Below are 15162 nucleotides of genomic sequence, written 5' to 3' on the forward strand. Positions count from 1 at the left end.
GTGGACCACCCGTTTGGGTTCTGTCCCACAGTGTAAACTGTTTCCCCCCCGTTAAGATAGGCCTTGACAGAGGTTTTTACGCAAACGATTGGCTACAGACGGCGTAAGGCTTTGACCTGTTCATACTTCATCCAAAGCAATGGAATTATCCTCATATTCAATATGTGATTTTTTCATCTTCTGTGAACTGGCGCGCGAGCTAATCCCTTATAAGTGCAATGTGCATTTACAAGTTAGGATGCAATCTATAAGATGCATATTATATACATGTATTGATTTGTATCTTATAAGCCCGAGTTCTTGGTGCTAGCTGTGCCAAAAATGAGAGGGATAAAATAGTTAAGGAGACACCATGCTAGACCGCCAAACCATCGCTACCGTTCAATCCACCATTCCACTGCTTGCCGCCACTGGCCCCAAATTAACAGCACATTTCTATGACCGCATGTTCGAGCATAATCCTGAGCTGAAGCATATTTTCAATATGAGCAACCAGATTAATGGCGATCAGCGCGAAGCCCTGTTCAATGCCATTTGTGCTTATGCAGCAAATCTGGAAAATCTGGCGGCGTTACTGCCTGCGGTGGAGAAAATCGCGCAGAAACATACCAGCCTCAATATTCAACCCGAGCATTATTCTATTGTCGGTCATCACCTGATATGCACCTTGGATGAAATGTTCTCGCCGGGTCAGGAAGTCCTTGATGCCTGGGCGAAAGCTTATGGGGTGCTGGCGGATGTCTTTATTCAGCGAGAAAGCCAGATTTATGCGGACGGTGAAACCCGCACTGGTGGCTGGCGAACATTGCGCAGTTTTCGCATCATCAAAAAAGAAATGCAAAGTGAGGTTATTTGCAGTTTTGAGCTAGCGCCAGTAGATGGCGGGCGAGTACTGGATTTCAAACCCGGCCAATATCTGGGAATTTATATTGAAGATGACCAATTGGAATATCAAGAAATCCGCCAATACTCACTGACTGCGGCACCCAATGGTAAAACCTACCGCATTGCGGTAAAACGGGAAGCACAAGGCACGGTTTCTAACTATTTGCACCAACAGTTAAAGGAGGGAGATACCCTGCGCGTTGCTCCTCCTCGTGGTGATTTCTTCCTAGATATCTCGCCTGATACACCGGTGGCATTAATTTCTGCCGGTGTTGGCCAGACCCCAATGTTAAGTATGCTCAATACCTTACATAGCCAACAACATTCCGCCCCGATACATTGGCTGCATGCCGCGGAAAATGGCCGAGTTCATGCTTTTGCCAATGAAGTTTCTGCTATTGCCGACCAGATGCCAAATCTTAGCCGCCATGTGTGGTATCGCGAACCGGAGGCACAAGATAATCTGGGGGAAGATTATCACAGCCGAGGGATAATGGATCTTAGTTCGCACCAGTGGCTGGCGGCCGATCCCGACCGACATTATTACTTCTGTGGCCCATTGGCCTTTATGCAATTTGCTGGCCGCCAATTATTAGCCCAAGGGGTTGCATCCGAGCGGATTCATTATGAATGCTTTGGCCCGCATAAAGTTATTTAACGTTTTAATTTAATTTATATTATTTCAGGGCGGCTCATTCGAGCCCCCTCCATTCCCGCTATAAATATTATCCGACTAATGGCTTTTACATTGGGTAAAACGTGATTTATATCCCATATACCCTAATTTATTATTGCCACGAAAAGGCATTGGGATGAATGTCTATATTAAAGTCATTGGCGTTGTAGCCGAGCAGCCAACGAATAAATCATGCTGAGCTGGCTCGAATCAGTGATGCGGGTGACCATTCTGTCGGGAGCAGCGAACCACGTTGCAATTTTAAGTAAAAGGGATAGATATTTATATAACTGAATATTAGTCGTATGGATAAATTGTCCCCTTACTATTTATGGCCCAGTAATATCTTTGACTACTGGGTGACTTAAGGCTGAATTTACCTACCATGAGTAAGAAATTCATAAAAAAAGAAGGGTTGGCATTGGTCTCTATGGCGCGCTATTTAATTGGTGAGCGCGCCGGTAATCGGCTTAAAACTATTGATGAGTTATCCGATAATTTTAATATCTCAGTCGGTGTCATTCAGCATGCTTTAAAAGTGTTGGAAGCCGATGGCGCAATTATTGTTGAGCGTCGTGGTCGCAATGGCACCTTACTTATTGATTTGAATATGCCATTGTTACTGCAACAAGCTGATTTAGGCAATATGGTGTGCGCAATGCCGCTGCCCTATACCAAACTTTATGAAGGTCTGGCGAGCGGTTTAAGAGAACAATTTACCTTACTGCCTCTGTATTTCGCCCATATGCGCGGGGCGCATGTCCGTATCGAATGTCTAATAAACGGTATTTACGATATGGCGGTGGTCTCGTATCTGGCAGCAAAAAATCATCTGGAGCAAGGGAAAGTCACTGTGGCACTAAATTTAGGTAATGGCTCCTACGTGGAGGGTTACCAACTTATTTGTCGTCGTGGCGAACAGCATAATATCCAGCGGGTCGGGCTAGATCCACGTTCACCGGATCAATGCCTACTAACAGAGATTAAATTTTCCGGTCAGCCAATTGTATTGGTTGAATTACCCCACAATGATTGTATTGCCCATATTGATCGCGGCGATATTGATGCTGCTATTTGGGCGCTACCAGACAATATTCCCCATGAACATTTGCAAGCCATTAAATTGCAAGGTGACGAGCGCTATATTCAAGCTACACAGGCGGTCATTTTGACCCGACCAGATAATCACCCGATAAAATTGTTGTTGGAAAAAGGCATTAATGGCGCATTACTGCTCAACCACCAGCAGGCGGTACAGAATGGCGAAATAGAACCTCGCTATTAATTTGCGCCACAGGGTGGCAGCATAGAAATAAAAAGAAAACGCCCGTTTGTCGTGAAACAAAGCGGGCGTTTTCTTTTTCGTCACCAACTCAATTAAATCGCTTCTTCGTCCTGCTCACCGGTACGAATACGCACTACGCGGGAAACATCAAAGACAAAGATTTTACCATCGCCGATTTTACCGGTCTGAGCCGTTTGCATAATCGCTTCGACACAGGTATCGACGATATCGTCTGCAACCACAATTTCAATTTTTACTTTTGGCAGGAAATCCACCATATACTCAGCGCCACGATATAGTTCGGTATGCCCTTTCTGGCGGCCAAAACCTTTTACTTCTGTTACCGTCATCCCGGTTATTCCGACTTCAGCCAGCGCCTCACGGACATCATCGAGTTTGAATGGCTTAATAATCGCGTCAATTTTTTTCATGGTGAATCCCTGTTTTTACCAATTCTTGCGGCCAAAGCCTGATGTAATCGGGTAGCGTCGATCTTTACCAAAATTGCGGGCGGTGATGCGCGGCCCGACAGCTGACTGACGCCGTTTGTATTCATTGATATCTACCAGGCGGATGACTTTACGCACGATAGCTTCATCAAAACCGTCAGCAACCAAATCGGCAACCGACTTATCCTGCTCGACATACCCTTCGAGAATGGCATCCAAAATATCATAAGGTGGCAAGCTATCCTCATCTTTCTGATCCGGCGCGAGCTCGGCAGAAGGTGGACGGGTGATAACCCGCTGCGGAATAACATATGAAACCGTATTACGATATTCTGATAATTTGAACACCAGAGTTTTTGGCACATCTTTTAGGACGTCAAATCCGCCCGCCATATCACCATAAAGAGTGGCATAACCCACCGCCATTTCGCTTTTATTACCCGTGGTTAATACAATGCTGCGGCGCTTGTTCGACAACGCCATCAACACCACACCACGGCAACGCGCCTGAAGGTTTTCTTCTGTCGTGTCGCGCGCAGTTCCGGCAAACATGGGTGACAATTGGCCCATAAAGGCATCAAACATCGGCTCGATGGAGAGCACATCAAATTCGATACCCAAAATTTCGGCTTCTTCTTTGGCATCCGCAATACTGATATCTGCGGTGTATCGGAACGGCATCATTAATGCCTGAACCTTATCTTTACCCAGTGCATCCACAGCGATTGCCAGTGTCAGTGCCGAGTCAATCCCGCCGGATAGGCCCAGAACCGCACCATTAAAGCCATTTTTAGTGACATAATCGCGCACCGCTAATACCAGTGCTTCATAAACCTGTGCTAAAGGCGGCAACTCTGCTGCCGGGGCAGCCATCGGCACCACTTCGCATTCATTGAGTTGCAACATTGTGGTTTGTTCAACAAATGCAGCCAGACGATGAGTCATAGTGCCTGCGGCATCAAATACTTTAGAACAACCATCAAAAATCAGCTCATCCTGCCCACCAATCTGGTTGAGATACACCAGCGGCAACCCGGTTCGCTGGCAATGAGCCGCCATCAGCGTTTTGCGAATATAAGGTTTTTCACGATTATAAGGCGAGGCATTGATAGACAGCACCACTTCCGCACCGGCGGCTTTAACCGCATCGACCGGGCCATCAAACCAGAGATCTTCACAAATAAGCAGACCCAAGCGGTAGCCTTTTAGCTCCACCACACAAGTGTCGTGACCCGCAGAGAAATAGCGTTTTTCGTCAAACACCCCATAATTGGGTAATTGCTGTTTGAAATAGCGCGCTTGTAACTTTCCGTTAGCAAACAGCGACAACGCATTATACAAGTTGCCCTCTTCGCGCCACGGATGCCCGACCAACACGGCTGTTGCCATCGAAGCCGCCTGCAAACGATCCAGTTGTGCTTCACAACGTTGATAAAAATCATCACGATACAGCAAATCTTCTGGCGGATAACCGGACAAAGCCAGCTCAGAGAACATGACAAGATCAGCTCCCGCCTTCTGCTGCTCGTGCAAGGTTTGCAACATTCGTTCAGTGTTGCCTTCGATATCGCCGACCAGCCAATTCAATTGGGCTAATGCAATGGAAAGTTTTCTGCTCATTTGTATTTAACTCTGCTTCAGTTTTATAGCCATTATTTTGCAAACCGCAAAAGTGTTGGCTCTATCAGGAAAAACTTTTGTCAGTAACTCACTTTGCCAGCCACTAACCACTATTATTCTTTAAAATCATTGGCATCCAGTTCATGGCGTGACAATAATTTGTAAAATTCAGTCCGGTTACGCCCGGCCATTCGCGCCGCCTGAGTCACATTACCTTTCGTGATTTGCAGCAACTTACGCAAATAATTCAATTCAAATTGATTGCGTGCCTCCACGAAGGTGGGCAAGGCGGTATTTTCCCCTTCCAGAGCCTGCTCAACTAAAGCTTCACTGATAACTGGGGCCGAGGTTAATGCCACACATTGCTCAATCACGTTAACCAATTGGCGCACATTACCCGGCCAACTGGCTGTCATCAGTCGTTTCATGGCATCGGTTGAGAAGCTACGGACAAATGGCTTATGCCGCTTGGCAGATTCACGCAGCAAATGGTTAGCCAGCAGCGGGATATCTTCTGAGCGCTCATGAAGCGCTGGGATTTTTAAGTTCACTACATTCAAACGATAGTAGAGATCTTCCCGAAATTCATTTTTTGCCATGGCTTTAGGTAAATCGCGGTGAGTGGCTGAAATCACACGCACATCAATACTTAAATCACGGTTGCTACCCAATGGGCGCACTTTGCGTTCCTGCAATACTCGCAGCAGTTTTACCTGCAAAGACAGTGGCATATCGCCAATTTCATCCAGAAATAGCGTCCCACCTTCGGCGGCCTGAAACAGCCCTTCGCGGCTACTGACAGCCCCCGTAAATGCCCCTTTGGCATGACCGAATAATTCTGACTCCAGTAATTGTTCAGGTAATGCGCCACAGTTGATGGCGATAAAGGCTTTTTTTGCCCGTGGGCTAGCGGCATGAATAGCTTGCGCCAATACTTCTTTACCGGTGCCACTTTGCCCATTGATAAGCACACTGACATCAGATTGCGCCACCATTTTGGCTTGCTCGAGCAAACGCAACATTACCGGGCTGCGGGTGACTATCTCTTCGCGCCAGGTATCATCACCAGCAGGAATAGAAAGTTCTAGCGCTGCATCAATCGCTTTATATAACGCATCGCGATCAACAGGTTTGGTCAAGAAGCTAAACACTCCTTGCTGAGTGGCAGCCACAGCATCAGGAATCGAGCCGTGGGCCGTCAGAATAATCACTGGCATGCCCGGCTGATGCTTTTGGATTTCAACAAACAGCGCCATGCCATCCATTTCATCCATCCGCAAATCACTGATAACCAAATCAATCTTCTCACGCATTAACAGACGCAATGCTTCCTGCCCGCTTTCAGCGGTGGTGACATTAAATCCTTCACTGGTCAAACGCATCCCCAGCAGCTTAAGTAAGCTGGGGTCGTCATCAACCAGCAGTAGATTGGCCGGTTTGCGTGGCGTCATGAGATTCCTTATTAGTCACAGGTGGGACATCAGTGGGTGGTACAGCTGGCGGAGTGTCTGCATCCGTCGGTTTTTTTACTGATTGTGGCGCAGGCTGGGTCTCTGCTGGTGGTTCTATTGGCTGATTATCAGCAGGTTTAGCCTCGGCTGGCTTAGTTTCTGCTGGTTTAGTTTCTGCTGGTTTAGTTTCGAGTGATTGAGTTTCTGCTGGTTTAACAGACTCAACTTTTGGCTGAGGTTTAACCTCGGCAGGTTTTGGTGGCGCAGATTTGCTCTCCGCATCAGTATCAGGAATTTCATTCTGTAACTGTTTACGGGATGAAAGCTGCCGCTCGATATCAGTGAGATTTTCCAGCTTGCGGGTGGTATCCATTAAGCTATATTGCAAGCGAACCTGGTTTTCACGTAGCCGGTCAATTTGTGCGTCTGATTCCTGCTGCAAGCGCTGATAACGCGTGCGCTCTTCAGCCAGCGAGATGCGCAGTACCTGTTGCTCACGCCACAGCTGAATCAATGGCCGCACTGCACCGGGAATACTTTGGCTGTAGCTATTTAGCTGTTCAACTACCTGACGGCGCTCGGCGATTGAAGGGTCAGAACTGCTCAGTAAAATTCCCTGTTTAAAGGCGGATGACCAGTTCTCGGCAGGAATTGTTTTCACCAGCGTTCGTGCTTGAGTCGACCCAAGCCGCTCAGCACAATCCATTGCCCGTAACCAGTAAAGAGAGTTTTCAAGTGTCTCTTTATCATCCAGATCCCACAGCACATCACAGGATAAAGTGCGGTAATCAACAATTTTCGTTTCCGGTATTACCATCTGAACCGCTTGTGAAAAACGGCTGCTGGCCGGTTTATCCGTACACCCAGTCAGTAATAAAGGGGCCAGCAATAAAGCTCGCCAAAAAGTGCCCATCCCCAACCTGCCCGCTGGCACTACAGCCGCAGTCGACGTCGGACAGGTTAAGAAGACGGTCTTTTTAATGATGTTGCGCATAGACCATTTGTACATTATTTATTCATTCTCGGCGGTTAATGGCAATTCAATACGAAAGCATACGGCGGCGTAATCCACAGACACTAATTGCAAGTCGCCCTGCATACGTTTGATACAGTCCTGAGCAATACTCAGCCCCAGCCCACTGCCTTTGACGGCCCCTTTTCTCTGATGGCTTCCCTGGAAAAAAGGCTCAAATATCATTGTTTCTTCTGATGCCGGAATTGATGACCCGGTATTGGCAATATCAATTTGCACGCGGTTATTCACCTGGCGGCTGCGAATCCAAATGGTACCGGATTCCTCGCCATAGTGCACCGCATTGGAGTAGAGATTATCTAATACCCGCATTAATAATGTTGGATCTGCCCAACAAATGTCCGCCTTCAAGTCCGTCTCTGTGCGAATCAGCTTGGCTCGCGCCGGTAAACTATGAGACGAAATGACATCTTCGACCATTTCTGCCAGCGCCACATTCTCAAGCTCACCGGGGCCGTCAGCCAATTTACGGTTATAGTCTAATAATTGCTCGATTAATAATTGCAGATGGCGGCTGCTGTTATCAAGAATAGCGACCACCTCTTTTTGATCTTGGGTCAATGGCCCCGCAACCTCATCGGCGAGTAATTCGGTTCCTTCGCGCATACTGGCTAATGGCGTTTTCAACTCATGAGAAATATGTCGTAAAAATTCGTGGCGCTGTGATTCCAACCAGGCTAACCGTTCACTGAGCCAAATAATACGCTGCGCCAATGAGCGTAACTCTCGCGGCCCTTTAAATAAGGCAGTATTGCCCAGTGGCCGCCCTTCCCCCAGCCGATTAATCATTCGTTCGATGCCTTTAACCGGCCCGATAATCATACGAGTGAATAACACCACCAGCAGCACACTGACCAAAAACAGTAACAGGGATTGCCAGCCAAAGAATTGTCCGCGTTCGGCGATATCTTTTTGTAGCTGTTGACCACGGGAGAAAATCACATCACGGGTCACCTGTACCATTTCGGCATTTGAGCGAGAAAATTGCTCTAATAACAGAGAAGCATTCTGTTCTGGCCCACTATTTTTACATTGAATATCAGAAAGTTGTGCCAATAACTCACTCTGAGTCTGGTAATAGCGGGCATCGGGTAGGATATGTGCATGAGTCTCAAGCATCTGGGCATATTGCTTACGTTGATGCTGATAGAGTTTTGCCAGTGTTGCATCGCCTAATACGCAATATTGACGATAACTGCGCTCCATTTCGAGCGCAATACTGGTCATTGCCTCACTGCGCCGGGCATCTGCCAGGGTGGTGCGATTAATGTCGGCCGCTTGTGCGCTTAAATGGTCAAGACTTTGATAAGCCTGATACGCCAGCACCAATAAAGGAAGCAGCACCAACAGAAATGCCATGAGCACCAATTGACGTAAAGACCGAGGGAACAAACGCCATCTTTTCAACGAAATCATCTCATTGCCTATCATTCTGTTGTGATGCTAACTGACTCTGTCAGGATTACAACTCTATTAACACCTTAATATCCAGAGTAGAGATAAAAAAGTCTCTATCGCATTGCTCTGGTCAGGCCAAGATGCTGATTTGACCAAGCTAATGCGACAGAACACCCTCTTGAGGGGATTAAACAGAGTGTATAGCAAACAAGATAACAGGCAGAAATATCAGGTAAGCACCTATAGATAAAGAAAGCGCTTCCGTTGCAAAAAATACGTTAACCTTATATTTTTCAGCTAAAATGACCGTCGTATTTGGAATTGGCAATGAGCAGATTAACATTGTAATTTTAATCATCTGACTATCAATAGAAAATAACCACCCCAACCCGAGCACGACTATCGGTGCCACAATAAATCTGAATATCACGACAAAGCATAGCGCTCTGGTTATTTTTATATTTTTTAAGCCAGACAAAAAAATTATCGTGCCAACCACAAGCATCGCTAGCGCGGACGTCATTCCCCCCAGAGTAGTCAGAAACTCCTTAATAACACTGGGAAGCCTAAATCCGATTAGAAGCAGGCCAACGCCAACAAAAAAAGCCAGCAGTGGCATATTAACTATGTCTTTAATGACGGTTTTAAAAGTACTTTGACCACTTTGAGCCTCGGACTTCCCCATATCCAGAAGATAGAGTCCGAGCGTCCAATATATTACCGTCTGCGAGGCGTAGGTCATCAAGGCATAGGGTAAGCCATGACTTCCATACACCGCCAGCGTAATGGGGATACCAAAGAAAATAGTGCTGCTCATTGAGCATAAGCCGATAAATAAGCCCAGATCACTGCGCTCGACTTTGATGACTTTTGCCACCGCAAAAGCCAGCCCCATTAAGACTAAAATTACCGTCGTGGGCAAAATAATATCGGGCAATAGTTTAATAAACTCGCGACGCGTAAAATCACTGCTGATCGATAAAATCAATGTCGCGGGCAGAGCAATATTAAGCAGCAGCTTGGTAAAGACAGTATTGGTTGAGGCATTTAACCACTTTGCTTTTGTTAGCGCAGCACCAAGGCCTACAACTAAAAAAAGCACCATCACATTCAGATAATCATGCAACATAAAAATTCCTTTACCGCCAAAGGATATCAATGGCTTTATCGCATTAGTGTAGTCAAATTAGCAAAAATTGTGCTGCCGACTTTATTTAAGTTGATAAAAGATAAACTGTTCTGTCGGGGATGCCCCCACTGCCTAGCCGTGATTTCGAACCCCAGCATCCGGCGTATTCACTCTTTGAGACTCCGGTGGCTCTGCCCCTGTGCGCGAAAAACCTCCCCCCGCGAACACACTGGGCCATAACAGCGATGTAATAATACTGATAAGTGAAGGGATGTCGGATCAGAGATAACAGCAGGAAAAATCACAAAAAAAATAGCATCTGCCCCAGCAGATTAATGCGACAGAACAAAAAAAAAGCACTCAGCGTTTAGCGAAGTGCTTTTAATTGATGCGCCTTGTCCATTATCGTCAGAATCATTTCAGATCTGCTTTTAGAGTAATTTGCAGCGAGAATGGCAAGTTTTACTTATTTTTCATAATCATAATATGTGACAACGGGGCAATAAATTGCCCCGTTGCAGAATATGTGGATGCCCTTGAGTATCGTCTCCAATGTGATGAAGCCGAGGCAATCATCGGGAGGATGAGACGAATAGCATCCAGACATGTCCAAGATTGATGAACAATTCATCACAGTAGGACATAGGCGGCACCTCACTCAACGTGTCGTCCGATGCTTGATATGTGTATTCACACAATATCGGTTTAGGTGGACGATAGGTACCAGTCTTAGGCATCATTCGATGGCTTATGAAGCGCATATTCCGCTTTACAGCGGGACTATCATAAAAAGTGAATGAGCAACTGTAAGTAATAATGCAGGTTGCGTGCCAAGTTTATAATTTAATTTTCAACGTGTTGATTTTAAATCAAAATAATAAAAAAAAGACCGCTATTACGACTATATGATTAATCAAATAAGGTGGTTAAGTTGCATTTTGTCGCTGTTACCCGACACTAAATCTGTTATTAAATAAAATCATTATAAATCAATAGATTAAATGTCTCCTTTTTGAGACAACCTCAATGCCCGTTGTCGCAATTTACCGACAAATCAATTTACACATTAATAATCAAATAGTTACGCAATCAAAATTCACATTTTATTTCATTGTTTTGGCATATAGAAAAAGGGGCATAAACTCATGCCCCTTCGTTACCAATCAAAACAAGGCTATTTAGCCTAACTGCTTACGCGCATTACGGAACATACGCATCCACGGGCTATCCTCGCCCCACTCTTTTGGATGCCATGAGTTACTGACAGTGCGGAAAACACGTTCTGGATGCGGCATCATGACAGTTGCCCGGCCACTGGCACTCGTCACCGCCGTAATACCATGAGCTGAACCATTCGGGTTAGCTGGGTATTGTTCGGTTATTTCGCCGTGATTGTTCACAAAGCGCAATGCCACCAGTTGGTTCTGCTCCAATGTGGCCAAATGCGCCGCATCACGGACTTCAACCCGCCCTTCGCCATGTGAAACCGCAATTGGCATACGGGAACCGGCCATATCCTGCATAAACAATGATGGGCTATTTGCCACTTCCACCAGACTGAAACGTGCTTCAAAGCGGTCAGACAGGTTGCGGACAAATCGTGGCCAATGCTCAGCACCCGGAATAAGTTCGCGCAAATTCGACATCATCTGGCAACCATTACACACCCCCAGCGCCAGGGTTTCTGGGCGATGGAAGAAGGCTTCGAACTCATCACGTACGCGGTCATTGAACAGAATAGATTTTGCCCAACCTTCACCCGCGCCCAAAACGTCACCGTAAGAGAAACCGCCGCAAGCCACTAAGGTTTGGAAGGATTGCAAATCAATGCGCCCCGCCAGCAGGTCACTCATATGCACGTCAACAGCATCAAAACCGGCACGGTGGAAAGCGGCCGCCATCTCAACGTGAGAGTTAACCCCTTGCTCACGCAGTACGGCAACTTTTGGTCGCGCCTGTTTGATAATATAAGGCGCGGCAATATCTTCAGAAAGATCGAAAGTCAGTTTCACATTCAAACCAGGATCAGTTTCATCCTGTTTTGCCTGATGCTCCTGATCGGCACACTCCGGGTTATCGCGCAGACGTTGCATTTGCCACGTGGTTTCAGCCCACCAGCAGCGCAAAGTGCTACGTTTTTCGCTGTAAACCACCTCAGAACCGCTGTGGATATCAAAACTATCCCCTTCAACAGCGCGGCCCAGATAGTGAACGCAATTGGCCAAGCCATGCTCTGCCAGCACGTTTTCCACCGCTGCGAGTTGCTCGGCCCGCACCTGAATTACCGCCCCCAGTTCTTCATTAAACAAGGCCGCCAGCGCATCATGACCCAAAGATTGAATATCGGCGTGCACACCACAATGGCCAGCAAAAGCCATTTCAGCTAAGGTCACCAGCAAACCGCCATCAGAGCGGTCGTGATAGGCCAGCAATAGCTGATCAACCACTAAGCGCTGCATGGCATTGAAGAAACCAGCCAGTTGTTGCACATCGCGTACATCGGCGGGTTTATCCCCCAGTTGGCGGTAAACCTGCGTCAGTGCGGTGGCCCCCAGTGCATTGTGGCCCGCGCCTAAATCAATCAGCAGCAGCGCATTGTCACCCATATCGGTATGCAATTGCGGCGTCACGGTGTGACGGACATCTTCGATACGAGCAAATGCCGTGATAACCAGAGACAGCGGCGAAGTCATTTCGCGCTGTTCATCACCTTCCTGCCAGCGGGTTTTCATCGACATGGAATCTTTGCCCACTGGAATGGTAATTTCCAGCGCTGGGCACAATTCTTCACCGACCGCGCGCACCGCGTCATACAAACCCGCGTCTTCGCCAGGGTGACCCGCAGCGGACATCCAGTTAGCCGAGAGCTTAACGCGCTTGAGCTCACCAATTTGTGTCGCCGCGATGTTGGTCAAAGCTTCACCTACTGCCAGACGGGCAGACGCGGCAAAGTCCAGCAAGGCCACGGGCGCACGTTCACCCAGAGACATGGCCTCGCCATAGTAGCTATCAAGGCTGGCGCTGGTTACCGCGCAGTCTGCTACCGGGATTTGCCACGGGCCGACCATTTGGTCACGGGTGACCATACCGGTAACCGTGCGGTCGCCAATGGTAATCAGGAAGGTTTTCTCAGCCACTGCGGGCAAGTGCATGACGCGTTTCACCGCATCCGCAATGCTGATTTCCGCCAGTTGCAGCGCCTCGCCCGGTGCTTGCAGACGAGTGACATCGCGCAGCATTTTCGGTGTTTTGCCTAACAACACATCCAGCGGCATATCAATAGGTTGATTGTCGAAATGGCGGTCATTCAGTGTTAAATGCAGCTCTTCGGTGGCTTCACCAATGACCGCATAAGGCGCACGTTCACGGCGGCAAATTTCTTCAAATTGCGCCATTTGCGCTGGCGCTACTGCCATCACATAGCGTTCCTGAGACTCATTGCACCACACTTCCAGCGGGCTCATGCCCGGTTCGTCGTTAAGAATGTCACGCAGTTCAAAACGGCCACCACGACCACCGTCACTGACCAACTCTGGCATCGCGTTGGACAAGCCACCCGCGCCGACATCATGAATAAACAGAATTGGGTTGTGTTCACCTAACTGCCAGCAGCTATCAATCACTTCCTGACAGCGGCGTTCCATTTCCGGGTTATCGCGTTGTACCGAAGCAAAGTCCAAATCCGCATCTGATTGGCCAGAGGCCATAGAAGAGGCCGCACCACCGCCCAAACCAATATTCATGGCTGGGCCGCCGAGTACCACCAGCTTGGCACCCACGGTTATCTCGCCTTTTTGCACATGATTGGCACGGATATTACCCAGCCCGCCGGCCAACATAATGGGCTTATGATAGCCGCGTAATTCAGTGCCATTATGGCTGTTAACGCGCTCTTCATAGGTACGGAAGTAACCCAGCAGTGCCGGACGGCCAAATTCGTTATTAAATGCCGCACCGCCCAATGGGCCTTCGGTCATGATATCCAGTGCGGTAACAATGCGCTCCGGCTTACCAAAATTTTCTTCCCACGGCTGTTCAAAACCCGGAATACGCAGGTTGGAAACGGAGAAGCCCACCAAGCCGGCTTTAGGTTTAGCACCCCGCCCGGTGGCACCTTCATCACGAATTTCGCCACCAGAACCGGTCGCAGCACCCGGCCAAGGTGAAATAGCCGTTGGGTGGTTATGGGTTTCAACTTTCATCAGGATATGAGTTTCTTCCTGATGATAACCATAAACGCCGTTTTCTGGCGCAGCAAAGAAGCGCCCGACCTGAGAACCTTCCATCACCGCCGCATTGTCTTTATAAGCAGACAACACGTAATCTGGCGTGTGTTCAAAGGTGTTTTTAATCATTTTAAACAGTGTCTTAGGTTGAGCGACACCGTCAATAATCCAATCCGCATTAAAGATTTTATGGCGGCAATGCTCGGAGTTTGCCTGAGCAAACATGTACAGTTCGATATCCGTTGGGTTGCGGCCCAGGCCAGTAAAGGCAGCCAGCAGATAATCAATTTCATCCGGTGCCAGTGCCAGACCCAATTTAATATTGGCCTGTTCCAGTGCACGACGCCCCTCGCCCAGAATATCCACCCGCTGAACCGGGGCGGGCTGATGATGAGAAAACAGCTGTTCGGCCTGCTGCAACTCGGTAAAGACCCTTTCCATCATCCGGTCATGTAACAGCGCTGAGAGCTGCTGCCATTGGCTTTCACTCAGGTTCGGGCCTTGGATATAGAAAGCCAGACCGCGCTCAAGGCGCAGCACCTGCGGCAAAGCGCAGTTATGTGCAATATCAGTCGCTTTGGAAGACCACGGCGAAATTGTCCCCGGCCTTGGGGTAACCAGCAGTAAACGCCCTTGTGGCGCATGTTCGGGGAGAGATGGCCCATATTGAAGCAGCCGCTGGAGTCTGGCGTGTTCATCAGCACTCAATGGGGCGCTGACATCGGCAAAGTGAACATATTCTGCGTAGATATCATCTACTGGCAGGTGAGCGTCCTGGCAACGGGACAGCAGTTTGGTAATACGAAAAGCCGACAAAGCGGGCGAACCACGCAGTATTTCCATAATCTAAGTTTCTCTCGTCTTCGAAGCGACTGAACCAGCACTTCATTGGGCGCAACAGGGGAAAACGCGCGCCATTATAGTGAATCTATGCCGCCGACGAAACCGTTTGCGTATCTATTATTCATAATTGCGTAAGAAACAGCGATTAGAGATATAGGTTAAATACA

The 15162-nt window shown here is 48.0% G+C and carries 9 protein-coding genes; 2 read left to right on the forward strand and 7 right to left on the reverse strand.

What is annotated here, in order from left to right:
• The first annotated feature begins 352 nt into the window (after window positions 1-352).
• A complete protein-coding gene (gene hmpA, locus YROHD0001_RS12310) occupies window positions 353-1543 on the forward strand; it encodes an NO-inducible flavohemoprotein (RefSeq protein ID WP_004713953.1) in 1191 nt (396 codons plus the stop codon).
• A gap of 403 nt (window positions 1544-1946) precedes the next feature.
• Window positions 1947-2846: a GntR family transcriptional regulator YhfZ gene (yhfZ, locus tag YROHD0001_RS12305; RefSeq protein ID WP_004713954.1), complete on the forward strand. Its 900-nt coding sequence runs from the start codon at window positions 1947-1949 to the stop codon at window positions 2844-2846.
• Window positions 2847-2938: 92 nt separating this feature from the next.
• Here the strand turns inward: yhfZ and glnB are convergent, their stop codons facing one another.
• From glnB to purL, 7 genes are all read right to left on the reverse strand, one after another.
• The gene (glnB, locus tag YROHD0001_RS12300) at window positions 2939-3277 is read right to left on the reverse strand and encodes a nitrogen regulatory protein P-II (protein ID WP_002231018.1); all 339 of its coding nucleotides are present in this window, start codon (window positions 3275-3277) and stop codon (window positions 2939-2941) included.
• A 15-nt stretch (window positions 3278-3292) separates the two neighbouring features.
• Window positions 3293-4915, reverse strand: coding sequence for an NAD+ synthase (locus YROHD0001_RS12295; protein WP_004713955.1), 1623 nt, complete (start codon window positions 4913-4915; stop codon window positions 3293-3295).
• Window positions 4916-5028: 113 nt separating this feature from the next.
• Window positions 5029-6366, reverse strand: a complete 1338-nt coding sequence (gene glrR, locus YROHD0001_RS12290; protein ID WP_032816395.1) for a two-component system response regulator GlrR — start codon at window positions 6364-6366, stop codon at window positions 5029-5031.
• Complete coding sequence (qseG, locus tag YROHD0001_RS12285) at window positions 6329-7360, reverse strand: two-component system QseEF-associated lipoprotein QseG (protein ID WP_144404270.1); 1032 nt, start codon at window positions 7358-7360, stop codon at window positions 6329-6331. The genes glrR and qseG overlap by 38 nt, the downstream gene beginning before the upstream one ends.
• 18 nt (window positions 7361-7378) lie before the next feature.
• Complete coding sequence (locus YROHD0001_RS12280) at window positions 7379-8815, reverse strand: sensor histidine kinase (RefSeq protein WP_032816398.1); 1437 nt, start codon at window positions 8813-8815, stop codon at window positions 7379-7381.
• A 169-nt stretch (window positions 8816-8984) separates the two neighbouring features.
• Window positions 8985-9926: an AEC family transporter gene (locus tag YROHD0001_RS12275; RefSeq protein ID WP_004713959.1), complete on the reverse strand. Its 942-nt coding sequence runs from the start codon at window positions 9924-9926 to the stop codon at window positions 8985-8987.
• 1178 nt (window positions 9927-11104) lie between these two features.
• The gene (purL, locus tag YROHD0001_RS12270; RefSeq protein ID WP_004713960.1) at window positions 11105-14995 is read right to left on the reverse strand and encodes a phosphoribosylformylglycinamidine synthase; all 3891 of its coding nucleotides are present in this window, start codon (window positions 14993-14995) and stop codon (window positions 11105-11107) included.
• Window positions 14996-15162 lie beyond the last annotated feature (167 nt).

The sequence above is a fragment of the Yersinia rohdei ATCC 43380 genome, from assembly GCF_000173775.1.
Lineage (GTDB): Bacteria > Pseudomonadota > Gammaproteobacteria > Enterobacterales > Enterobacteriaceae > Yersinia > Yersinia rohdei.

What these genes read in the sequence shown, in the direction of transcription:
- hmpA (WP_004713953.1), top strand. Translation starts at nt 353, where the DNA reads ATGCTAGACCGCCAAACCATCGCTACCGTTCAATCCACCATTCCACTG.
- yhfZ (WP_004713954.1), top strand. Translation starts at nt 1,947, where the DNA reads ATGAGTAAGAAATTCATAAAAAAAGAAGGGTTGGCATTGGTCTCTATG.
- glnB (WP_002231018.1), bottom strand. Translation starts at nt 3,277, where the DNA reads ATGAAAAAAATTGACGCGATTATTAAGCCATTCAAACTCGATGATGTC.
- YROHD0001_RS12295 (WP_004713955.1), bottom strand. Translation starts at nt 4,915, where the DNA reads ATGAGCAGAAAACTTTCCATTGCATTAGCCCAATTGAATTGGCTGGTC.
- glrR (WP_032816395.1), bottom strand. Translation starts at nt 6,366, where the DNA reads ATGACGCCACGCAAACCGGCCAATCTACTGCTGGTTGATGACGACCCC.
- qseG (WP_144404270.1), bottom strand. Translation starts at nt 7,360, where the DNA reads ATGCGCAACATCATTAAAAAGACCGTCTTCTTAACCTGTCCGACGTCG.
- YROHD0001_RS12280 (WP_032816398.1), bottom strand. Translation starts at nt 8,815, where the DNA reads ATGATTTCGTTGAAAAGATGGCGTTTGTTCCCTCGGTCTTTACGTCAA.
- YROHD0001_RS12275 (WP_004713959.1), bottom strand. Translation starts at nt 9,926, where the DNA reads ATGTTGCATGATTATCTGAATGTGATGGTGCTTTTTTTAGTTGTAGGC.
- purL (WP_004713960.1), bottom strand. Translation starts at nt 14,995, where the DNA reads ATGGAAATACTGCGTGGTTCGCCCGCTTTGTCGGCTTTTCGTATTACC.